Below are 22321 nucleotides of genomic sequence, written 5' to 3' on the forward strand. Positions count from 1 at the left end.
AGGTGGAGGAGGCATTCTGGTATATTTAGGTTTCATTGGCGGTCGTCCTGATGGTTTATAAGGAATAAGTCCTTTTATGCCACTTTTTTCAAAGCGTTTCAACCAGGTTCCAACTAATGTGTCAGAGGGGATATTGTAAAAACGAGCGGCCTCTCGAATGCTCATTTTCCCTTTTAGGATAGGTTGAAGAACCTGTAATTTAAATTCTGTTGTGTAGTGTTTACCCATAAAAAAATCTGCACCTCAATTGTTGGTTGTTTAGTCCAACTTTTGGGGTGCAGATCAAAATGACCGCACTTTTATTTCTTCACTTTAGTACTTTTAAATTACAAACCTAATACGGCAAATAACACCCAAACAGTGTAAATGGTTGCTAGACCGTAGAAGATAAATCCGCCTGCTGGCACGTGAATTTTAAGATCGTGCATCGCGTGATGGATACGGTGTAAACCACACCACATTGGGAAAATTGTTAAAACTAAGATAACTAATTTTCCGATCCAAGAATAAGCGAATGTAATTAAGTTATGTGGATCAATTAATCCAAATGGTAACAATAAACCAAGGATTAAGATTACCACAGGGAAGAAAATCGCACTGACAGTCCCGCCAGCACCAAACATCAACCATACTGGTGGTTCACCAGAGCGTTTTGGATTTTGATCGACCATTTTTTCTCTCCCTACATATAAACTAAAATTAATGCGATAACACTAATCACAGCTGTAACTGTCCAAAGTGCATTTCTTAACACGTGATGTGGCAAACGTTCATTTTTAACAATGATGTTCATCACTTTTGGTGTCATCACGAAATAAGTTGCAGTGTGATATAAAGTTGCAATTAATGTGATGATATTTAATAACACCACAATTGGATTTCTTAAGAAGCCAATGAAATCAATAATGCCTAGACCTGGAACAGGATTGCTTGCAAGGCAAAGTACGCCATAAAGCAATACGATACAGAACCATACAGCAAAGATAGAGGTTGCTTCACGCACCATATAAGCTTTGTAGAAATCCAATTTTTGCCACCAAGTAGCCGTCATTGGGCGAACATATTTTTTACGTTTACTTAATGTTACTGACATATTCTTCCCCTTAGCTTTTTGGTTTTAGCATTGAGATAACATAATCTTTGGCGCTTTCAATTTTGCCTTGGTTGATTGCAGAAGCCGGATCCACGTGTTTTGGACACACTTCAGAACAATAACCGACGAAAGTACAGCTCCAAACACCGTTTTTACCATTTAATAATGGCATACGTTGTGCTTTACCATGGTCACGGTTATCAAGATTGTAACGATGTGCCATCGTAATCGCTGCAGGGCCAATGAATTCAGGGTTCAAACCGAATTGTGGACAAGCCGCATAACATAAACCACAGTTAATACACATTGAGAATTGACGATATTTTTCAAGCTGTGCCGGGGTTTGTTTAGTACGGCTTACTTGCAATTCTTTTGATGGGTGTGGTTTACCATCTAATGCTGGTGCTTCGTTACCAATAATATAAGGTTTAATAGCCTCTAAACTTTCGATAAAGTGGCTTAAATCAACCACTAAGTCGCGTTCAATTGGGAAGTTTGCTAATGGTTCAATACGCATATGGCCACTGTAATCACGTAAGAACGTTTTACAAGCCAATTTTGGTTTGTTATTGACCATCATCCCACAAGAACCGCAGATCGCCATACGGCAAGACCAACGATAAGAAAGAGACGGTTCAAGTTTATCTTTAATGTAACCTAACGCATCTAAAAGAGAGGTTTGGTTATCATAAGGTACTTGATAAGAGCTTAAATGTGGCTCTTGATCGTTTTCTGGGTTGTAGCGTAGTACTTCTACAGTCATTACCGGTGAATTAGCCATTTGCTTGCTCCTTAGCTTTCGCAGCCGCTTCTGCCGCTTCTGCTTCAGCACCATAAACACGTTTTGCTGGTTGAGATTTAGTGATTTTCACCGGGCTGTATTCAATACGCGGTGCATCATCGCCATTGTAGTAAGCAAGGGTGTGTTTTAAATAATTCACATCATCACGTTCAGTGTAGTCTAAGCGTTGGTGTGCACCACGAGACTCTTTACGTTCAATTGCAGAGTTGGCAATTGATTGTGCCACATCAAGGATGTAACCTAATTCTACCGTATAAAGTACATCGGTATTGAATACGCTTGAACGGTCTGCAACACGAATACGTTTATAACGTTCTTTAAGCTCAGCAATTTTATCTACTGCTTTTTGCATGCTTTCTTGGTCACGGTAGATACCACAACCTTCTTCCATTACAGTACCCATTTCATCACGGATTTCAGACCAAGATTCATTACCTTCTTGGTTATAAAGTGCTTCAAGGCGAGCCACAACATCTTGAGCTTGTGCATCAACTGCTGCACGGTTTGCAGGTTGTGCTTCTGCTGCACGTTGTGCAGCATATTCACCTGCAACACGGCCTAAAACCACTAATTCTGCAAGCGAGTTAGATCCTAAACGGTTTGCACCATGTAAGCCAGAAGACGCACATTCACCCACAGCAAATAAACCTTTAATGCGAGTTTCGCTGTTGTAATCAACTTCGATACCACCCATGGTGTAGTGAACAACCGGGCGAACTGGGATTGGTTCATTAACTGGGTTTACACCTTCATAAGCACTTGCTAATTCACAAATGAATGGAAGACGTTCATGTAAATATTTTTCACCTAAGTGACGTAAGTCAAGGTGAACCACATCGACACCTTTTGCAGTTTTTAAGGTGTTGCCTTTTCTCCATTCTTGCCAGAACGCTTGTGAAACTTTATCACGTGGACCCAGTTCCATATATTTGTTTTCAGGTTTACCGATTGGCGTTTCAGGACCTAGACCATAATCTTGTAAATAACGGTAGCCGTTTTTGTTCACTAAGATACCGCCTTCACCACGACAACCTTCAGTCATTAAGATACCGGTGTTTGGTAAGCCAGTTGGGTGATATTGGACGAATTCCATATCACGAAGAGGAACACCGTGACGATATGCCATTGATAAACCATCACCAGTTACGATACCGCCGTTGGTATTGAATTTGAATGCACGACAACCACCACCAGTTGCAATTACAACCGCATTTGCGTTGATTTGAACAAGTGAACCTTCCATCATATTCATCGCCACCATACCGCGAGCATGGCCATCATCAACTAAGATGTCTAAAACGAAGTGCTCATCAAAACGTTGAATTTGAGGATATTGAATGGATGTTTGGAAAAGAGTATGTAATAAGTGGAAACCGGTTTTGTCTGCTGCGAACCAAGTACGTTCGATTTTCATTCCACCGAAACGACGCACGTTCACATCGCCATCTGCTTTACGGCTCCAAGGGCAGCCCCAACGTTCAAGCTGAGTCATTTCCACTGGAGAATGTTCAACGAAGTATTCCACCACATCTTGTTCACATAACCAGTCACCACCGGCAACGGTATCGTGGAAGTGTTTATCGTAGGAATCTTCCTCTTTAATTACTGCGGCCGCACCACCTTCTGCTGCAACCGTATGGCTACGCATAGGATAAACCTTAGAAACTAATGCGATCTTTAAGTTAGGGTTTGCTTCTGCTGCTGCAATTGCTGCACGTAAACCGCCGCCACCGGCACCAACAATAGCAATATCGACATTAACCGTTTGCACGATATCCTCCAATCATATAGAAAGTAAAAAAATAAAATGCCCTAAATTAATAGGGGCTTGTGGTAATTCTGCCACTTTTGTTTACAAATTAGTAACTTTTTTTCCCGAATAAAGGGATAAAATATCAAAAGTGTGATCTAACTCAAAAAAGTTAATTTTTTATATATTTATAGATGATAACCGTTTGCGTTTAAGAATGATTTAGTCGGATTATTGAGTTAAAAATCAGTCTTGTTTACAATAGCCTAATTCATTTTAAACGTGAAAAACGGAGAAAAAAATGACCGCACTTAGCGATGAAAAAACAGAATGGCAACCTTCCGCCTCAATTAAAAACTTATTGGCGCGTGCCAAAATCATTGCGGATATCCGCCAGTTTTTTACTGAACGTGGATTATTAGAAGTAGAAACCCCAGTTTTAAGTGAATTTGGCGTGACGGATCTTCACCTTTCAACTTTTAGTACAGAATTTATCGCGCCTTTTGATGAGTTGTCAAAAACGCTGTGGCTTTCTACCAGCCCGGAATATCACATGAAACGTTTATTGGCGGCAGGCAGTGGACCGATCTTTCAAATTGGCAAAGTGTTTCGTAATGAAGAAGCGGGCAATCGCCATAATCCGGAATTCACCATGCTTGAATGGTATCGACCGCACTTTGACATGTATCGTCTGATGAATGAAGTGGATGATTTGTTACAACAGATCCTCGATTGTAAACCGGCAGAAACCTTAAGTTATCAGTTTGTCTTCCAAGAATATGTAGGATTAGATCCATTGTCTGCGACTCGTCAAGAATTGGTGGAAGCAGCACGTAAACACAACTTTATGGCAGATGAAGATGAAGATCGTGACACTTTACTACAATTTTTATTCAGTGAAGTAGTAGAACCTAAAATCGGACAAGAGGCCCCTGCTGCGGTTTATCATTTCCCTTCTTCCCAAGCTGCGCTCGCTCAACTAAGCCCAGAAGATAGCCGTGTGGCAGAGCGTTTTGAGTTCTATTATAAAGGATTAGAGTTAGCCAACGGTTTCCATGAGCTCACGGATGCACGCGAACAACAATACCGCTTTGAAAAAGACAATCGCCTGCGCGAAAAAGCAGGTTTGCCACAGCGTGAAATTGACTATCGTTTTCTAGGGGCTTTACAAGCAGGCATTCCAAATACTTCTGGTGTGGCTTTAGGTGTCGATCGTTTAATTATGATTGCATTAGGCGCAGAAAGTATTAAAGAAGTGATTTCATTTTCGGTGGAATGTGCTTAATCTGCTCAAAAAATATTCATTATTTCTTCGAAAATGAATAAAAAAGAAGAACAAATTGCTCAAAATAGAGAGAGAGTTGTATAGACAAAATTCTGAAAAGTTAGATGTGAAAGGATGTTTTTGATTAAAAAATGTCCTTTTTTGTGTAAAAAATGTGATCTTGATCCGATTTTAGAAAATTGGAAGAGATCTTCCCATTGACACTATAACTTTATTTTGTAATATTTGCGGCGTCTATTTCGGAGATTGAACTTTTTTATGAAAAATTGCTTCAATCAAAAATCGTAGGTAACAACCAAAAGGAATAACAATTATGAAAAAGACACTAGCAGCATTAATCGTTTCTGCAGTTGCCGCTTCAGCAGCAAACGCAGCAGTAGTTTATGATAACGAAGGTACTAACGTTCAATTAAACGGTTCTCTTCGTTTAATCTTAGAAAAAGCGGATAAAAAAGAGTACGACGCCGCTAACCACTCAACCAAAAAAGCTAACTCTGCTTTACGTAACGCAGGTTCACGTTTCGGTATCACAGTAAAACACAACTTAGATAACGATTTCTATGCGCTAGGTCGTTTAGAATTCCGTTTTGATGATACAGAATCTCGTGATCAATTCGGTAGCCTTTATGCTAAACGTGCTTATGTAGGTTTAGGTAGCAAAGCAACTGGTGATATCACATTCGGTCGTCAATTAACTATTGCAGATGATTTAAGCCAAGCTAATGACTATGAATATGGTTTCATTCCAAAAGGTAAATATATTCCAACTTCAGGCACTGGTGTAGTACGTTACGACTATAAAGGTATCGAAGGTTTACAATTAAGTGCAAACTACAACTTCGGTCAACGTCATAATGACAAAGGTGAACCGCTTAAAACAGGTCTTAAAAATGCATATGGTTTAGGTGCATTATACACAGCGGGTGATTTAGATGCTCGTTTCGCTTATGGTCACACTAACCTTGAAACTAATGCAACATATAAACACCGTGTAGATGGTTTCTTAGCATCATTAGGCTATAAATTTGGTGATTTCAAATTAACAGGTGATTTTGGTTATGCACATGTTAAGGAAAATGATGACAAAACAAACAAATTCTATGTATCTCCAGGTTTTGCATATCAAGCTACCCCTATGTCTCAAGTGTATGGTAACTACCTATATGAACGCGTGAAAGGTGAATCTGATAAAGAGAAAACTCACGGTTTCTTACTTGGTGCAGACTACAAACTTCATAAACAAGTTGTATTATTTGTAGAAGGCAAATATGTGACTACTAAAGAGTACGTTAACGATTCTTACGATGGTAAAGTTAAAGACAGAGCTATCGGTGTAGGTATGCGTGTATTCTTCTAATCTTTGATTAGATAAGAATCTTAGAAGGCGAATCGAAAGGTTCGCCTTTTTGTTTATTTTTAAATCTCCCCAACCCCTCTTTACAAAAGAATGGTTTTATTGGAAATATATTTGAGAGAGTTAAGAACGGAGAACGTTTATGGGCTATTAAGCTCCCCCTCTTTCGTAAAGAGGGGGCAGGGGGGAGATTTAATTATTTCAATCTATCCGAAATCAATTTCCCCATCATTTCAATATGGGCTTTTTCTGCATTTAATGCAGCGATATAGTGATAAGACACACCGCCGTGATTTAAGAATGTTTCTTTATTTTCAACCTCAATTTCTTCTAAGGTTTCTAAGCAATCCACCGAAAAACCAGGGCAAATTACCGCTATTTTTTGAATCCCTTGAGAAGCCGCTTCTTCTAAAAAGTGATCGGTATAAGGCTGTAACCATTCTTCTCGGCCAAAGCGAGATTGGAAGGTCATATTCCATTGGTTTTCCTTTAAACCTAATTTATCCACAATGGCAATCGTGGTTTGTTTACAATGCTGACGATAATAATCGCCCATATTCTCATAACGTAATGGAATGCCATGATAAGAAAAGAGCAAAAACTCATCGGGTTTTAACCGCACTTTGATGGAGTCCACCAACGCATTAATGTAGTTTTCATCAAGATGATAAGAATGAATAAACTCAAAAGGCACAATATTGCGCTCTTGTGCAATGACTCGATTGAATGTATCGATTAATGCACCTGTTGTGGTGCTCGAATATTGTGGATAAAGCGGCAACACAATCATGCGTTCCACCTCATTTTTGAGTAAATTTTTGACCGCACTTTGCATCGAAGGATTGCCGTAAGTCATGGCAATTTCGACTTGTGCATTGATGCCTTGTTCAGTCAAATAAGCTTGTAAACCCATTTGTTGTTGCTTTGTAATAGCAAGTAAGGGAGAGCCTTGTTCTGTCCAAATAGATTGATAATTTCGTGCAATGCGTTTAGAACGCATCGGTAAAATAATGGCTTTTAAAAGGGGATACCATTTCCAACGCGGCAAATCGACCACGCGAGGATCCATTAAAAATTCCCATAAATAACGAGAGATCGCCGCGGGTTGAGGGGCATCTGGCGTACCAAGGTTCGCTAAAATGATGCCAATTTTTTGAGTTGTAGTCATAAATGTTTGATAGAAAGCGTTAATCGAGAAACGCAGCAAAGTTTATCTTGTTCATCGCGAATGTCAATTTGCCAAACATGGGTATTTTGACTTAAAGCAATTGGTGTTGCCTTTGCGGTAACAAAACCTTGTTTGACTGGGCGAAGATGATTGGCGTTGATATCTAATCCCAAGGCAATTTGACCTTCTTCTATACTGAGAAATCCCGCCAATGAACCAATGGTTTCTGCCAAAGCAACAGAGACGCCACCATGTAATAAGCCGAAAGGCTGAGTGGTGCGATGATCAACCGGCATTTTTGCCTCAATCCAGTTTTCACCATAAGCCGAAATCTCAATGCCTAAATGCCCAACAGCACAATGTTTCCCCATTTCATTAAGTTGATCAAGGGTGAAGTGTTTTTTCCAAATTATCATGTCGGTTTTTCCTTTGGTAAACTGATTAGTTTTTAAGATAATTTATGCTTGTTTTTTTGCTGGAGGCAAGCTGGCATTATAACGAAAATCTACTTTTTATGTTGATATTTATGCTGAAAATGAGCGATCTTTCTTTTCATATAGACAATTCCAATTACATCAATTTATAGCTTTCTCGTTCAGTTTTAGGCACAATAGAACAAAATTCCAATGAGTAAAAAAGGATAATGAAAATGACTAAACATTATGATTATATTGCTATCGGTGGCGGTTCAGGCGGGATTGCTTCAATTAACCGTGCGGCAAGTTATGGCAAAAAATGTGCGATTATCGAAGCAAAACATCTCGGTGGTACTTGTGTGAACGTAGGTTGTGTACCGAAAAAAGTGATGTTCTATGGCGCACAAATTGCAGAGGCCATTAATAGCTATGCACCCGCTTATGGTTTTGATGTGGAAGTGAAAAAGTTTGATTACGCGAAATTAGTCGAAAGTCGTCAAGCTTACATCGGTCGTATTCATACCTCTTACAATAATGTGTTAGCGAAAAATAATGTGGACGTTCTAAATGGTTTTGCGCGTTTTAAAGATGCAAAAACGATTGAAGTGAGCTATGCAGATGGTTCAACAGAATTAGTGACTGCAGATCATATCTTAATTGCAACGGGTGGCCGTCCGAGTATTCCTGCAGTAAAAGGCGCAGAATACGGGATTGATTCAAATGGTGTATTTGCTTTAAATGAGTTACCAAAACGTGTCGCAGTAGTAGGCGCAGGTTATATTGCAGTTGAATTAGCGGGTGTTTTAAATAGCTTAGGCAGCGAAACCCATTTATTTGTGCGCCAACATGCCCCATTGCGTAATCAAGATCCATTGATTGTGGAAACCTTAGTTGAAGTGTTAGCACAAGATGGTATCCAATTACATACTAAAGCGTTGCCTGAAGAAGTCGTGAAAAATGCCGATGGTTCGCTTACCTTGAAATTACAAGATGGTCGTGAAACCACAGTGGATACGTTAATTTGGGCGATTGGTCGTGAACCGGCAACGGATGTGATTAATCTTGAAGTAACCGGTGTGAAAACCAATTCACGTGGACAAATTATTGTTGATAAATACCAAAATACAAACGTACCTGGCATTTATGCAGTGGGTGATATTATCGAAGGTGGTATTGAATTAACGCCAGTTGCCGTGGCGGCAGGTCGTCGTTTGTCTGAGCGTTTATTCAATAACAAACCAAATGAGCATTTAGATTACAATCTTGTGCCAACCGTCGTGTTCAGCCATCCGCCAATTGGTACAGTGGGTTTAACTGAACCGCAAGCCATTGAGCAATATGGCGAAGAAAATGTGAAAGTGTATAAATCCTCTTTCACGGCAATGTACACCGCTGTCACTGAACATCGTCAACCTTGCCGAATGAAATTAGTATGTGTCGGCAAAGAAGAGAAAATCGTGGGCTTACACGGCATTGGTTTCGGTGTAGATGAAATGATTCAAGGTTTTGCTGTGGCAATCAAAATGGGTGCAACTAAAGCAGACTTTGATAATACGGTGGCAATTCACCCAACAGGTTCTGAAGAATTTGTGACAATGCGTTAATTGCAGATAAAAAAGTGCGGTCAAAATCTCTGATGTTTTTGACCGCACTTTTTATTGTGATTTGTTATTAGGCTGCAGCGCGATTGCCTAATGTACCATCATCTTCCATTTCTTTAGCCACACCGACGATCTCAGCAATTTTGTCTCCTTCTTTGAAGAAAACGAAACCACCATGTTCCATTTTGACCCACGGCTCATCCTTGGTGAGAGGGAAAGTCGTAATGATCGTGACTTTGTCGCCATCTTTTGCGTAATCATTAAAATCGATGACGCCATCATCATCAATGCGATGTGCTTTACCAAAAGGGGCTTTACGCGTTAAATAATGCAAATTAGTTGAGCAGTGGGCGATCATCCATTCTCCATTTGAAAGAATGAAATTAAAGGTGCCTTTTTGTGAGAGCTCTTTAGTAATATCTTGAATGGCTTCAAAAATTTCCATTTCAGACGGTTTACGACGGAAACGATTTTTTAAGTATTCCGCCATATAACAAAATGCGGCTTCTGAATCAGTTGAACCAATAGGCAGGCAGAAACTTTCAGACATATCCGGTAATTCTTTTAAATTACCGTTGTGAGCAAACACCCAGTTCTCTCCCCAAATTTCACGAATAAAGGGATGGGTGTTTTCAATGGTGACACCGCCTTGTGTTGCCTTACGAATGTGGGCAATTACATTGAGCGATTTAATGTTGTATTGTTTTACACAATCCGCAATCGGGGATTGAGATGCTGCGTGGTTATCGCGAAAAATACGCACACCACGACCTTCAAAAAAAGCGATACCGAAGCCATCTGAATGGCAATCAGTAAGACCAGCACGACGACGGAAACCTTCAAAAGAAAAGACAATATCCGTCGGCGTATTGCAGTTCATTCCGAGTAATTGGCACATAAATTCCTACAACTTATTTTTATATTTTTATAACCTTATAATGTGTGCTGATTTAACACCATAATGCGTTGAAATTCAAGATGGATCACAAAGGATTTTTAGAAGAAAATGTTACATAAAATAACCTGAGAATCTTTCTGATCTGAAGGCTAGAGATGAGCACTTTATTAAGTCAGTAAAAAAGCGTGTTTATCACGCCTTTTGCTATATTTTTTTAAGATTATGCTTTAATTTCTGAGCGGCTTTTTAAGAAAAAGAGTGCGACTGTTGAGATCAGCATAACGAAGCCAACGCCAACATATAAACTCTGTTTATCCCACCCCATATCTAATAATTGACCGGCAATCGTTGGGGCAAGAATTGCACCAATACGACCAATACCAATTGACCAACCTACACCGGTGCTACGAATATCGGCATCATAAGTAAGTGGATTTAAGGTGTAAAGCCCGCTGATACAGCCATTCATGAGCGCACCAACTAAAATACCGAATACCATCGCAATCCATAAAACGGATGAAGATAGGATAAAGGTAATGATTGCAGTGGAAGATAATACGGTGAATAAAATTAACACGCCTCGTGCTGTCCAACGGCTAGCCAGTAAGCCATAGATTAAGGCGCCACAAGTGCCCCCTAATGAGATCATCATTCCGACGCTCACACTTTGCTCTGTCGTCATGCCCGCTTCTTTTAATAAGGCTGGCGTCCATGAGCTGATAAAATAGAAGCTGAACATGATTGCAAAGAAAGCCGTCCAAATTAACAGAGTGGAGTGTAAGTATTTTTCGCTGAATAATTGGCTAATAGGTAATTTAGTCTTAACTTTTTCCATTTTTTCTGGAAGTTTCCAATCACCGGCTAAACCAATTTTTTTTGCGATTAAATTTAACCGCACCTCTGCATTTTTAGGTTGTTTGGAGGTGAGGAAATCAATGGATTCCGGTAACCAAATAAATAAAACGACTAAAAGTAAACTGGTTAAGATCGCGCCCGCTAAAAACACGGAACGCCAGCCATATTCACCTTGCAACATTACCGCGAACATACCGCCTAATACCGCCCCGATACCAAAACCAGCAGCATAGACACTGATCGCAAAGCTACGCCATTTACGAGAGGAATATTCACTGGTGATCACGTTTGTTCCCACTAAAATACCGCCGACACCAAGACCGGTGATAACGCGCCAGAAACCGAGCCATTGATATTGTGAGATAAACGCCGAACCTAACATCCCGATAGCAGAAAGTGATACTGCCATTAATAACAATGGACGGCGACCAATTTTATCCGCAAGTGGTGCAAGAAAAAGTGATCCGGCAGTCATACCAAACAAGCCGGCACTTAATAAATAACCTAACTCAATTCCCGTGAGGCCAAATTCGCCACGAATGGCTGTTGCGGTGAAGGCGAGGGCTAATACATCGAAGCCGTCAAGTAAATTCATGATGGCAGCCATGACCACAATCATCCATTGATAAGCCCCCATTGGGCTTTGTTCTATTTTGGCTCTAAGAGAAAGTGTTTCGGTCATTTTATTTCCTTAAGTTAAGCAAACTGGCGAGAGCTTGCGAGAGATTGAAGTTTACGTAAAATCATGCTGAGTACCACACCATAAGCGGGAACAAACAAGACAATACCGACAAATAATTTGAATAAGTAATCGACGAATCCAAGGCTAAACCAATGTTCTGCCATAAATGGATCACTACTTTTATAAAACGCGACACAAAAGAACATAAAGGTATCTGCAAGGGAACCAAATGTCATTGAGCTGCTCGGAGCAATCCACCACGTTTTTAATTGGCGTAATCGGTTGAATACTAACACATCTAATAATTGACCGAAAACATAAGCACAGAAGCTGGCGAACGCAATACGGAAAACAAACATATTGAATTCACTTAATGCACCTAAGCCTTGATATTGTCCATTAGAAAAAACAACAGAAACAATGTAACTCACGATAAGTGCGGGGAGCATCACAATAAAGATGATCCAACGAGCTTCTTTCGCCCCAAATACACGTACCGTTAAATCAGTGGCTAAGAAAATGAATGGGAAAGTGAGTGTGCCCCATGTACTGTGGAAGGAAAAATCATCAGCAAAACCAAGTGCGGTCAATTTTAAATTGATTTCAAAGGGAATTTGAACGAAATAATTACTGGCTGTGATGATGAAGATATGAAATAAGCTTAATAAAATTAAAGCAAAACGTTTTTGTTGATCATTGAAGATCGGAGTATTAATTTTCATTTTAAGACCTTTTTAGTTGGTTAATCGGGGGTAGGGAACCCGACATGAGAAATAAATCCGCCAAATTGGCGAGCTGTGAATAATACTAGAATTTATTGGGATTGCAAGAAAGTGCGGTTAAAAAATTAGGTATTTTATTTAAATTCAATAAAAATGATAAGAATTGTTATTTACACTCAAATTATATTGTACTAGAATTCTCGGACATTATTTATTCCACATATGCCAGGAGAGCATTTCAATGTATAAATCTAATCATTTAAAAACAACATCATTCTTCGCATTAAGTGCGTTAACAATCGCGCTTTTTTCAAACTATTCTTATGCAGAAGAGAAACTTGAGGAAATTAAAGTTACTGCGGAAGATCAGGTAAAACAATCACTTGGCTCTTCTCTTGTGACAGCAAAAGATTTAGAAAAACGCCCAGCGACAAATGATATTTCTGAAGTATTACGTACCATGCCAGGTGTGAATTTGACGGGTAACTCATCTACAGGACAACGCGGAAATAAACGTCAAATTGATATTCGTGGTATGGGACCAGAAAATACATTGATTTTAGTGGATGGTAAACCTGTCACCTCTCGTAATGCAGAACGTTATGGGGTGCGTGGTGAACGTAATTCCCGTGGCGACAGCAACTGGGTGCCGGTTGAAGCCATTGAAAAAATTGAAGTATTACGTGGCCCTTCAGCTGCACGTTATGGTTCAGGTGCAATGGGTGGGGTGGTGAATATCATCACTAAACCTGTTACCAATGATTTGCACGGTAGCTTAAGCTATTACACCAATCAACCAGAAGACAGCGATGAAGGTGCAACGAACCGTGTCGGTTTTAATCTAAGCGGTGCGTTAATTAAAGATGTATTGCAATTCCGTTTATATGGTAACTGGAACAAAACGCAAGCGGATGAAGTTGGTATTAATGGCGATCCGGCGATTGCCGGTCGTGAAGGCGTACGTAATAAAGATATTAATGGCCGTTTAGTGTGGAATATCAATGAGAAAAATAAATTAACCTTGGATTCTGGTTTCAGTCGTCAAGGCAATATTTATAACGGTGATACACAAAATAGCTCAGCAGGGCTTTACAATAATAAAAACTATCCTGAAACCAAAACGTTGGCAGGAAATAAAGCTGAAACTGCTCGTTTATATCGTCAGAACTATGCTTTAACCTATGAAGGTAAATTCGATCATTTCGACAATAAAACCTATATTACTTTTGATAAAACTAAAAACAGCCGTTTACCAGAATATTTAGCAGGTGGCCCAGAAGGCAGTTATTCGAGTACATCAGCCTTTAGAGATTCTATTCTTAAAAATACACGCTTTAGTTCAGAATTCTATATTCCATTTACTTTTGGTGTAGATCATATGTTGACAGTTGGTTTTGAAGGTGCACACAGCAGTTTAGACGATGACGCTTCTATGACGCAGTTACTCGGCGGAAGACGTGTTGGCAATAAAGTAGTTTATGATTTGAAAGAACGTTTACCAAGTGGTATTTCAAATGTACGAGGTGGTCATAGCAGTCAAACTGAATGGGCAGTATTTGTTGAAGATAATATTTCAGCAACCCAATCTACCATCCTAACGCCATCTTTACGTTATGATTACAACACCTATTCAGGTTCTAATGTAAGTGGTGGATTAAACTTCTTACAAAGTCTCAACGATGATTGGAAAATTAAAGGTGGGATTGCAAGAGCTTATAAAGCACCGAATCTTTATCAAACTAACCCGAATTACTTGTTGTTTACTTTAGGTCAAGGCTGTCCAACGAATGTACCGAATAATAAAACCTGTTATTTCCAAGGTAATAGCGACATTAAACCAGAAACCAGCTGGAATAAAGAAATCGGAATTGAATATGATAAAGACGGACTTCTAGCTTCTGTAGCTTACTTCCGTAATGACTATCGTAACAAAATCGTGTCTGATGGTGAATTTATTGGTTTAACTAACCTAGGTAACTATTTGTATAAATGGGGTAATGCAAACCGCGCAGTGATTGAAGGTTTTGAAGGTAATCTGACATTACCATTAATCCAAGATAAATTAAACTGGGTGAATAACTTCACTTATATGCATAAAACCAAAAATAAAGATACAGGTAACCCGCTTTCTATCGTGCCAAAATATACCTTGAATTCAAGCTTAAGTTATCAAATTACAGATAGCTTGGATGCAATGTTAACTTATACGCAATACGGTAAACAAAAATCCCGTAAAAATCCGGAAAATCGTATGGAAAATGGTAACAATAAATACGTTAATCAGCTTGCTGGCTCAGAAGATATTGGTAGCTATGCAGTTTGGGGATTAAGCGCAGGTTACAATTGGAAAGACACAATCAGTATTCGTGTCGGTGTAAGTAACTTATTTGATAAACGCATTTATCGTTCATCAAGCAGTACAAATTACAATGCTCATACTTATAACGAACCTGGTCGTGCTTATTACGCAACAGTAAAATATACTTTCTAAGTAAGATATAGATGATTCAAGCCCTGTTTATACAGGGCTTTTTTATGAGTAACTAATTTAGACAACAGAAACGCAAAGAAATCTTGACTTAATACTCAAAAATAAATAATAATTATTATCGTTTTAAATCTATGAAAGGTATACATAATGAAGAGAGCAAATTTTGCCTTATTGCCACTTGCCGTATTTGTTGCAGGTCATGTCCAGGCTGAAGAAAAATTAGATGTGATTAATGTTGTTTCCGAGAACAGCGGGGCAAAAAGTAAGACTAATGTGATTACAACAAAAACAATGGAGCGTAGCACTGAGACTGAATTAAAAGGTTTATTAAAAGATGAACCAGCAATTAATTTTGGTGGCGGTCGTGGTACATCACAATGGTTTACAATTCGTGGTATGGGACAAGATCAAGTTGATGTGAAAATTGATGGTGCTTATACCGATGCACAATTATTCCATCACCAAGGTCGTTTTATGTTTGATCCGTCCTTATTAAAACGTGTTGACGTGCAAAAAGGGACAGGTTCAGCAAGTGCTGGAATTGGAGCTACAAGCGGTGCAATTGTTGCAGAAACAGTTAGCGCAAAAGATTTGCTCAAAGAAGGACAAGATATCGGTTTCAAAGTTAATGCAGGTGTAAGTTCAAATAGTGGTTGGTCTAAAGGTGCGACTGTTTATTCTAAGGCTGGTCCGCTAGATGCGTTAATTTCTGGAAATTGGGTTAACGAAAATGACTACAAGGGTGGTCATAATTTTAGCAATTTAGAGGGTAGTAAAAAAGTTCAGAACAGTGCATTGCATCAACGTGGTTTACTCGCCAAAGTTGGTGTTGATATTACAGAAGAACAGCGTCTTGAATTAAGTCATCGTCAAGAGCGCCATTATGGTGTTCGCGCACTTCGAGAAGAATTTGACTTTTCGCAAGATTGGTTAACCGCTAGCGCCAGAAATGGTAATCCACCAACCCTTACAAAGGAACAGCGAGCAAATGGCTATACTTTAAGCCAAGAAGGGAATACTTGGTATGTTTTAGATCGTAATGGTAACAAAATTATAAATAGTAGTAATAACGCCCCTCGTTATCGTATTACACAAAATGATACGACAAACTTAGAATGGAATGGTAAGAATATGGGCTTTGTGACGAATGCTAAAGCCAATGTGTATCATTCTGTGATTAATCGTAAAGAGCCAAGTGAGAATTCAAAAACACGTTTAATTGCTAATGGGGCAAATTTAAATTTAGAAAGCGCAGTGGGACAGTCTCATCTTATTAAATACGGTGTTAATTATCGTGATCAAGAGGGTAAACCTAATTCGCTAACCGTACAAAACGGTGTTCAAATGAAAACCCAAAAGAAACGTGATGTCGGTGTTTATGCAGAAGGTATTTGGGGCTTAGGTGCTTTTACCTTAACAACCGGATTACGTTATGATCACTTTGATTTCCGAGCAATGAATGGCAAAAAATCGCATAAGGGAAGCGTAAATCCGAGCGTCGGTTTAATTTATGAAGTGAATAATGATCTAAGCTTTAATGCGAGCTTAAACTATGCAACACGTAGTCCTCGCTTCCATGAAGTGATGCTATCTTCAGGTTCAACTCTAGGTAGAACAGCTGTTTACTCAATTGCATCGAATATCAAACCGGAGAAATCACGCAACGCAGAAGTGGGTTTCAATTACAAACTTGCTGATAATTTCTCTTTAAACGGTAGTTATTTCTGGCAAACTGTAAAAGATACACATGCATTTACGCAAGTAAGCCCTGGTTTTTATGAAATCCAAAATGCAGGTAAGCTAAGAAATCGTGGGTATGAAGTCGGTGCTGCTTATAAATATGAAGGTTTAACATTACGTGCAGGTGTAGCTTATAGTAAGCCTGAATTAGATGGCAGAACAGTAGATAGTACCGTGACAGCTATTCCGATTGGACGTACTTGGACTACAGGTGTGTCTTATCGCTTCACTCAACCTGATATTGAAATTGGCTGGAAAGGTCGCTTTGTGCAACATACCAGTTATGACGCTACAACGAATAATCGTGGCGGCGGAGCAACAACCACTAAACGTCCAGGATATGGAGTAAGTGATTTCTATATTACATGGAAACCGACTGAAAGTATTAATGTGAATCTTGCTTTAGATAATGCGTTTAACAAATATTATCGAAGCCATAGCCAACGTGCAGGCGTATCAACATTACCTGAACCAGGTCGAGACATTCGTTTAAATATCAATTATACCTTTTAAATAAATTTCCAATTGCTTAACAGGGAATTAAAAGTGCGGTCGATTTTGACCGCACTTTTTTATTGTTTGAATTTAGGATATGGTGAATTTCAGATAATAAAAAACCCTGCATAGGCAGGGTTCTTCACACAGATTCAAATTATTTTGTACCTGGGATTTTGAAACGGCTGTTAAAGCGTTCAACACGACCACCAGTATCAACAACACGTTGTTTACCAGTGTAGAATGGGTGGCAGCTACCGCACACATCAAGGTTGATGTCTTTGCCTAAAGTTGAACGCGTTTTGATCACGTTACCGCAAGAACAAGTTGCAGTAATCTCTTTATATTCTGGATGAATACCTTGTTTCATAGAAAACCTCAAATTGAAGCCACGCCGCTATAAATGCTTTCCACTTACACCGCGTGAGTTAATAATCGCCGACAATCCGGCACCAAATAGACTGCGAATTATACTGAAAAAATCAAATTGATCAAGTGGTGTGCTTTAGTGATAGAATCATCGCAAAATTTTTGCTTATTTTTGACCGCACTTTAGGAAAGTTATGTTAGCTCAATCCTCTGTTGATGCCCCTTTTGCCCATTCAGTTCTACAATGGTATGAGAAGTTTGGGCGTAAAAATTTGCCTTGGCAGCAAAATAAAACCCTTTATGGTGTTTGGCTTTCTGAAGTGATGTTACAACAGACTCAAGTTTCCACGGTCATTCCTTATTTTGAACGTTTTATTAAAACCTTTCCCAATGTGACCGCACTTGCTAATGCATCACAAGATGAAGTGTTACATCTGTGGACGGGACTAGGTTATTACGCACGTGCAAGAAATTTACATAAAGCCGCTCAAACCATTAGAGATGAATATCAAGGTGAATTTCCTACGCAATTTGAGCAAGTTTGGGCATTAACGGGCGTGGGGCGTTCTACGGCAGGAGCAATCTTATCTTCAGTGCAAAATCAACCTTATCCGATTTTAGACGGTAATGTGAAACGCGTCCTTTCTCGTTATTTTGCTGTAGAAGGTTGGCCTGGCGAGAAGAAAGTTGAAAATCAATTATGGCAGTTGAGTGAACAGGTTACACCAACAACGAGAGCCGCAGAATTTAATCAAGCGATGATGGATATCGGTTCGGCGATTTGTACCCGAACAAAACCTAAATGTGATCTTTGTCCTCTAAGTAACGATTGTTTAGCCAATAAACTCGAAAAGTGGACAGAATTTCCTGGAAAGAAACCCAAAAAATCGTTGCCAGAAAAGCAGAGTTATTTTTTGATTTTATCTTATCAAGGAAAAGTCTGGTTGGAACAGCGTGAAAGCAAAGGCTTATGGGGCGGGTTGTATTGTTTTCCTCAGTTTGATGATAAACAAACATTGCTGAGTTATCTGAAAGAACTAGGGATTGCCGAGTATCGAGAGTGGGTAACTTTCCGTCATACATTTAGCCATTTTCACTTAGACATTCATCCTATTTATGTTGAAGTTGATCGAAAATCTGAAAAGAGCGATCGTTCAGATTGGAAAAAATTGTCAGAAAAAGGAAAAGAATCTCAATCTGGTCTATTAAGTGCGGTCAAATATTGGTATGATCCAACGTCACCTGAACAGATCGGGTTAGCTCAGCCTGTGAAAAATTTATTAACGCAATTTGTAAGGAATTATTATGGCTAGAACCGTTTTTTGCGAATATTTGAAACAAGATGCGGAAGGATTGGATTTTCAACTGTATCCCGGTGAATTAGGTAAACGTATTTTTAATTCAATTAGTAAACAAGCATGGGGCGAATGGATCAAAAAACAAACCATGTTAGTGAACGAGAAAAAACTCAATATGATGAATGCCGAACATCGAAAATTATTAGAAGAAGAAATGGTGAATTTCTTATTTGAAGGCAAAGAAGTGCATATTGAAGGTTACGTTCCCCCATCTAAATAACAAAAGATTATGAAAAAGTATTTATTATTGGCGCTACTTCCGCTTTTGTATGCATGTAGCGATTCGCCAACCCATCGACGTGGTGTTAATTATGACGAAGTGTTTGCAAAAGACACGCAAGGTTTAGATATTTTAACAGGTCAATTCTCTCACAATATCGATCGTATTTGGGGGGTGAATGAGCTCTTAGTCGCGAGCCGTAAAGACTATGTGAAATATACGGACTCGTTCTATACACGTAGCCACGTAAGCTTTGATGAAGGTACGATTATTGTTGAAACTCAACAAGATCTTAATCGCTTACACAACGCGATTGTCCATACTTTATTGATGGGCTCAGATGCGAAAGGTATCGACTTATTCGCTTCTGGTGATGTACCGATTAGTACGCGTCCTTTCTTATTAGGTCAGGTCGTGGATAATAATGGTCAGCAAATTGCTAACCAAGTGATTGCAAGTAACTTTGCGACTTATTTAATCCAAAATAAATTACAAACTCGCCGTTTACAAAATGGTAACACCGTGCAATTTGTGGTGATCTCAATGATTGCAAACCACGTTGAAGTACGTGCACAAAAATATATTCCATTAGTCCGTAAAGCCGCAGAACGCTATGGCATTGATGAAAGCTTGATTTTAGGTATTATGCAAACAGAATCTAGCTTCAACCCGTATGCGATCAGTTATGCGAATGCAATCGGCTTAATGCAAGTGGTACCAAGCACAGCTGGTCGAGATGTGTTTGCGATGAAAGGTAAAGGTGGACAACCATCTGCGCGTTACCTTTATGATCCTGCAAATAACATTGATGCAGGGGTTTCTTACTTATGGATTCTGCAAAATCAATATTTAGATGGTATTACAAACCCTACCTCTAAACGTTTTGCAATGATTTCTGCTTACAACAGTGGTGCAGGTGCAGTATTACGTGTATTCGATGAGGATAAAGATGAGGCGATCTATAAGATCAACCAGATGTATCCTGAACAGGTATATCGCATCTTAACTACAGCACATCCATCGTCACAAGCAAGAAACTACTTATTGAAAGTGGATGCTGCTCAGAAGAAATTCCGTGTAAGACGATAATTTCAGTGATTAAATACCATGCCCGAAAGAATTTTCTCTCGGGCATTATTTTTTCTATAAAGAGCGGTTATTTTTAATTGTTTTTTTCAAAATACGTTCTTTTTATAGACGTTTTGGTTATTAACCATTCAAACACACTAAATTTTTCACTTTTTTTGAATTTAGTTGTTGACCGATACCCGAAAAAATAGTTTAATACGCTCCGTTGTCAGGCAGTAGCCAATAACGATAACGCCTCGATAGCTCAGTCGGTAGAGCAGGGGATTGAAAATCCCCGTGTCGGTGGTTCGATTCCGCCTCGAGGCACCATTTCCTCCTTAGTTCAGTCGGTAGAACGGTGGACTGTTAATCCATATGTCGCAGGTTCGAGTCCCGCAGGAGGAGCCAAATTCTAAGAAGCCGCTAAATAAATTTAGCGGCTTTTTACTTTTCAGAATTCAATTACTATTTTGTTATTTTTCCTCTCTCTAAAATTGGCTCAAATTTCTCACCGCACTTTTTTGATCTAGATAAATGTTTATGTAAAAAAGTTGCATAAAATTGTTAGCAAGATCACACTTTATTATTTTGCACTTTGCAATCAATCCCTAATCTCATCATAATGCAGCCACTAATTTAATGAATGAATAGTCATTAAATAAACGATTTTATAATTTTAACTTTAGAGGGTGATGTATGAGCACTACAACTAATAAAAAATGGAATAAATTTGACACGGCTTGGGTATTAAATTTATTTGGTACTGCGGTGGGCGCAGGGGTATTATTTTTACCAATCAATGCAGGGATGGGCGGTTTTTGGCCTTTGGTTGTGATGGCGATTTTAGTCGGACCAATGACATATTTTGCGCATCGTGGTTTGGCTTATTTCGTTTTATCTTCTTCTAAACCCGGCAGTGATATTACCGAAGTAGTAGAAGAGCATTTCGGTCCGACAGCAGGGAAATTAATTACCTTATTATATTTCTTTGCGATCTTCCCAATTTTATTGATTTATGGAAACGGGATCACCAATACGGTTGATTCTTTTATCGTCAACCAATTAGGCATGGCTTCACCAAACCGTGTTATTCTTTCTTTTGTATTGATTGCGATCTTGATTTCGGTAATGTTATTCAGTGAAAAAGTAATGTTAAAAATCACCGAATTACTGGTTTATCCATTGGTGTTGATTCTCTTTGCGCTATCGATTTATCTTATTCCGCAATGGAATGCTTCAATGCTTTATGAACTTCCGACGGCTGGTGGCTTTATCACGACATTGTGGTTAACTATCCCAGTCTTGGTTTTTTCTTTTAACCATTCTCCGGCAATTTCTTCTTTCACGCTTTCTCAACAACGTGAATATAAAGATTTTAATACAACGGAATATCATATCGGTCGTACAGAAAAAGGGACTTCAACGGTATTACTTTTCTTCGTGATGTTCTTTGTGTTTAGCTGTGTATTAACCTTAACACCAGCAGAGTTATTAGAAGCAAAAGCACAAAATATTAGTATCTTGTCTTATCTTGCGAACAAATTTGATAACCCATACATTTCTTATTTTGCACCATTAGTGGCTTTCTTCGCGATTACAAGCTCATTCTTTGGCCATTATTTAGGAGCACGTGAAGGTTTAGAAGGTTTATACCTCAAAATAAAAGGTGAAAGCGTGAATCGTAAAAAATTAAATTACGGTACTGCAGTTTTCTTCTTATTGACTTTATGGGGTGTGGCGATCATTAATCCAAGTATTTTAGGTTTGATCGAATCCCTTGGCGGCCCAATCATTGCGATGATCCTTTTCATTATGCCTATGTATGCGATTCACAATGTTCCAGCAATGAGACGCTATCAAGGTCGTTTTAGCAATGTATTTGTTACAGTTATGGGATTAATTGCTATCTCCGCGGTCGTATATGGATTATTATAAGCGACTTTTTAGTTTAGCT

The 22321-nt window shown here is 39.0% G+C and carries 20 protein-coding genes and 2 tRNA genes; 11 read left to right on the forward strand and 11 right to left on the reverse strand.

Annotated features, from left to right (window positions below):
- From A9500_RS04930 to frdA, 5 genes are all read right to left on the reverse strand, one after another.
- On the reverse strand, positions 1-228 hold a 228-nt coding region (locus A9500_RS04930), incomplete at its 3' end, for a helix-turn-helix domain-containing protein (RefSeq protein WP_143421582.1).
- A gap of 98 nt (positions 229-326) precedes the next feature.
- On the reverse strand, positions 327-671 hold the full coding sequence (gene frdD, locus A9500_RS04935) for a fumarate reductase subunit FrdD (protein ID WP_049363327.1): 345 nt from the start codon (positions 669-671) through the stop codon (positions 327-329).
- Positions 672-682: 11 nt separating this feature from the next.
- Positions 683-1093, reverse strand: a complete 411-nt coding sequence (gene frdC, locus A9500_RS04940) for a fumarate reductase subunit FrdC (protein WP_065244111.1) — start codon at positions 1091-1093, stop codon at positions 683-685.
- 10 nt (positions 1094-1103) lie between these two features.
- Positions 1104-1874, reverse strand: a complete 771-nt coding sequence (locus A9500_RS04945) for a succinate dehydrogenase/fumarate reductase iron-sulfur subunit (RefSeq protein ID WP_065244112.1) — start codon at positions 1872-1874, stop codon at positions 1104-1106.
- Positions 1867-3666, reverse strand: a complete 1800-nt coding sequence (gene frdA, locus A9500_RS04950; protein WP_065244113.1) for a fumarate reductase (quinol) flavoprotein subunit — start codon at positions 3664-3666, stop codon at positions 1867-1869. The genes A9500_RS04945 and frdA overlap by 8 nt, the downstream gene beginning before the upstream one ends.
- A 280-nt stretch (positions 3667-3946) precedes the next feature.
- Between frdA and epmA the strand changes: the two genes are divergently transcribed.
- A complete protein-coding gene (epmA, locus tag A9500_RS04955; protein WP_065244114.1) occupies positions 3947-4930 on the forward strand; it encodes an elongation factor P--(R)-beta-lysine ligase in 984 nt (327 codons plus the stop codon).
- Between the two features lie 313 nt (positions 4931-5243).
- Entirely contained in the window at positions 5244-6287 is a 1044-nt protein-coding gene (locus tag A9500_RS04960) for a porin (protein ID WP_065244115.1), read from the forward strand.
- A gap of 193 nt (positions 6288-6480) precedes the next feature.
- On the opposite strand, the gene hemH is transcribed toward A9500_RS04960, so the two are convergent.
- Together hemH and A9500_RS04970 are read right to left on the reverse strand one after the other, a co-directional pair.
- Positions 6481-7452, reverse strand: a complete 972-nt coding sequence (hemH, locus tag A9500_RS04965; protein ID WP_065244116.1) for a ferrochelatase — start codon at positions 7450-7452, stop codon at positions 6481-6483.
- Complete coding sequence (locus A9500_RS04970; protein WP_065244396.1) at positions 7449-7865, reverse strand: hotdog fold thioesterase; 417 nt, start codon at positions 7863-7865, stop codon at positions 7449-7451. The genes hemH and A9500_RS04970 overlap by 4 nt, the downstream gene beginning before the upstream one ends.
- 236 nt (positions 7866-8101) lie before the next feature.
- Here A9500_RS04970 and gorA point away from each other — a divergent pair, with 236 nt between their 5' ends.
- Positions 8102-9472, forward strand: coding sequence for a glutathione-disulfide reductase (gene gorA, locus A9500_RS04975; RefSeq protein WP_014064758.1), 1371 nt, complete (start codon positions 8102-8104; stop codon positions 9470-9472).
- 67 nt (positions 9473-9539) lie between these two features.
- Here gorA and A9500_RS04980 read toward each other — a convergent pair whose 3' ends face one another.
- From A9500_RS04980 to A9500_RS04990, 3 genes are all read right to left on the reverse strand, one after another.
- Entirely contained in the window at positions 9540-10367 is an 828-nt protein-coding gene (locus tag A9500_RS04980; RefSeq protein WP_065244117.1) for a class II glutamine amidotransferase, read from the reverse strand.
- Between the two features lie 220 nt (positions 10368-10587).
- On the reverse strand, positions 10588-11904 hold the full coding sequence (locus tag A9500_RS04985) for an MFS transporter (protein WP_065244118.1): 1317 nt from the start codon (positions 11902-11904) through the stop codon (positions 10588-10590).
- Positions 11905-11918: 14 nt separating this feature from the next.
- On the reverse strand, positions 11919-12626 hold the full coding sequence (locus A9500_RS04990) for a 7-cyano-7-deazaguanine/7-aminomethyl-7-deazaguanine transporter (protein WP_065244119.1): 708 nt from the start codon (positions 12624-12626) through the stop codon (positions 11919-11921).
- A 241-nt stretch (positions 12627-12867) separates the two neighbouring features.
- On the opposite strand from A9500_RS04990, the gene A9500_RS04995 reads away from it, so the two are divergent.
- The gene (locus A9500_RS04995; protein ID WP_065244120.1) at positions 12868-15117 is read left to right on the forward strand and encodes a FepA family TonB-dependent siderophore receptor; all 2250 of its coding nucleotides are present in this window, start codon (positions 12868-12870) and stop codon (positions 15115-15117) included.
- Positions 15118-15264: 147 nt separating this feature from the next.
- Positions 15265-17370, forward strand: a complete 2106-nt coding sequence (locus A9500_RS05000) for a TonB-dependent receptor domain-containing protein (protein WP_065244121.1) — start codon at positions 15265-15267, stop codon at positions 17368-17370.
- 139 nt (positions 17371-17509) lie between these two features.
- On the opposite strand, the gene rpmE is transcribed toward A9500_RS05000, so the two are convergent.
- Complete coding sequence (rpmE, locus tag A9500_RS05005) at positions 17510-17722, reverse strand: 50S ribosomal protein L31 (protein ID WP_005696847.1); 213 nt, start codon at positions 17720-17722, stop codon at positions 17510-17512.
- A gap of 193 nt (positions 17723-17915) precedes the next feature.
- On the opposite strand from rpmE, the gene mutY reads away from it, so the two are divergent.
- The 6 genes from mutY (at position 17916) to A9500_RS05035 (ending at position 22302) form a co-directional block, all read left to right on the forward strand.
- Positions 17916-19034, forward strand: a complete 1119-nt coding sequence (mutY, locus tag A9500_RS05010; protein WP_065244122.1) for an A/G-specific adenine glycosylase — start codon at positions 17916-17918, stop codon at positions 19032-19034.
- Complete coding sequence (locus A9500_RS05015; protein ID WP_014064755.1) at positions 19027-19299, forward strand: oxidative damage protection protein; 273 nt, start codon at positions 19027-19029, stop codon at positions 19297-19299. Before mutY ends, A9500_RS05015 begins: the two co-directional genes overlap by 8 nt.
- 9 nt (positions 19300-19308) lie before the next feature.
- The gene (gene mltC, locus A9500_RS05020; protein ID WP_065244123.1) at positions 19309-20388 is read left to right on the forward strand and encodes a membrane-bound lytic murein transglycosylase MltC; all 1080 of its coding nucleotides are present in this window, start codon (positions 19309-19311) and stop codon (positions 20386-20388) included.
- A gap of 233 nt (positions 20389-20621) precedes the next feature.
- Positions 20622-20697: transfer RNA gene (locus A9500_RS05025), tRNA-Phe, on the forward strand.
- A 2-nt stretch (positions 20698-20699) separates the two neighbouring features.
- A tRNA-Asn gene (locus A9500_RS05030) sits at positions 20700-20775 on the forward strand.
- 288 nt (positions 20776-21063) lie between these two features.
- Positions 21064-22302: an HAAAP family serine/threonine permease gene (locus A9500_RS05035; RefSeq protein ID WP_065244124.1), complete on the forward strand. Its 1239-nt coding sequence runs from the start codon at positions 21064-21066 to the stop codon at positions 22300-22302.
- Positions 22303-22321: the final 19 nt, after the last annotated feature.

The sequence above is a fragment of the Haemophilus sp. CCUG 60358 genome (genome assembly GCF_001679485.1).
Classification (GTDB): domain Bacteria; phylum Pseudomonadota; class Gammaproteobacteria; order Enterobacterales; family Pasteurellaceae; genus Haemophilus_D.

Bases quoted from the DNA above. Each gene is read 5' to 3' on its own strand.
- A9500_RS04960 (WP_065244115.1), top strand. From the start codon at position 5,244: ATGAAAAAGACACTAGCAGCATTAATCGTTTCTGCAGTTGCCGCTTCA.
- mutY (WP_065244122.1), top strand. From the start codon at position 17,916: ATGTTAGCTCAATCCTCTGTTGATGCCCCTTTTGCCCATTCAGTTCTA.
- A9500_RS04945 (WP_065244112.1), bottom strand. From the start codon at position 1,874: ATGGCTAATTCACCGGTAATGACTGTAGAAGTACTACGCTACAACCCA.
- A9500_RS05035 (WP_065244124.1), top strand. From the start codon at position 21,064: ATGAGCACTACAACTAATAAAAAATGGAATAAATTTGACACGGCTTGG.
- gorA (WP_014064758.1), top strand. From the start codon at position 8,102: ATGACTAAACATTATGATTATATTGCTATCGGTGGCGGTTCAGGCGGG.
- epmA (WP_065244114.1), top strand. From the start codon at position 3,947: ATGACCGCACTTAGCGATGAAAAAACAGAATGGCAACCTTCCGCCTCA.
- A9500_RS04990 (WP_065244119.1), bottom strand. From the start codon at position 12,626: ATGAAAATTAATACTCCGATCTTCAATGATCAACAAAAACGTTTTGCT.
- A9500_RS05000 (WP_065244121.1), top strand. From the start codon at position 15,265: ATGAAGAGAGCAAATTTTGCCTTATTGCCACTTGCCGTATTTGTTGCA.
- A9500_RS04980 (WP_065244117.1), bottom strand. From the start codon at position 10,367: ATGTGCCAATTACTCGGAATGAACTGCAATACGCCGACGGATATTGTC.
- hemH (WP_065244116.1), bottom strand. From the start codon at position 7,452: ATGACTACAACTCAAAAAATTGGCATCATTTTAGCGAACCTTGGTACG.
- A9500_RS05015 (WP_014064755.1), top strand. From the start codon at position 19,027: ATGGCTAGAACCGTTTTTTGCGAATATTTGAAACAAGATGCGGAAGGA.
- frdC (WP_065244111.1), bottom strand. From the start codon at position 1,093: ATGTCAGTAACATTAAGTAAACGTAAAAAATATGTTCGCCCAATGACG.
- frdD (WP_049363327.1), bottom strand. From the start codon at position 671: ATGGTCGATCAAAATCCAAAACGCTCTGGTGAACCACCAGTATGGTTG.
- mltC (WP_065244123.1), top strand. From the start codon at position 19,309: ATGAAAAAGTATTTATTATTGGCGCTACTTCCGCTTTTGTATGCATGT.
- rpmE (WP_005696847.1), bottom strand. From the start codon at position 17,722: ATGAAACAAGGTATTCATCCAGAATATAAAGAGATTACTGCAACTTGT.
- A9500_RS04985 (WP_065244118.1), bottom strand. From the start codon at position 11,904: ATGACCGAAACACTTTCTCTTAGAGCCAAAATAGAACAAAGCCCAATG.
- A9500_RS04995 (WP_065244120.1), top strand. From the start codon at position 12,868: ATGTATAAATCTAATCATTTAAAAACAACATCATTCTTCGCATTAAGT.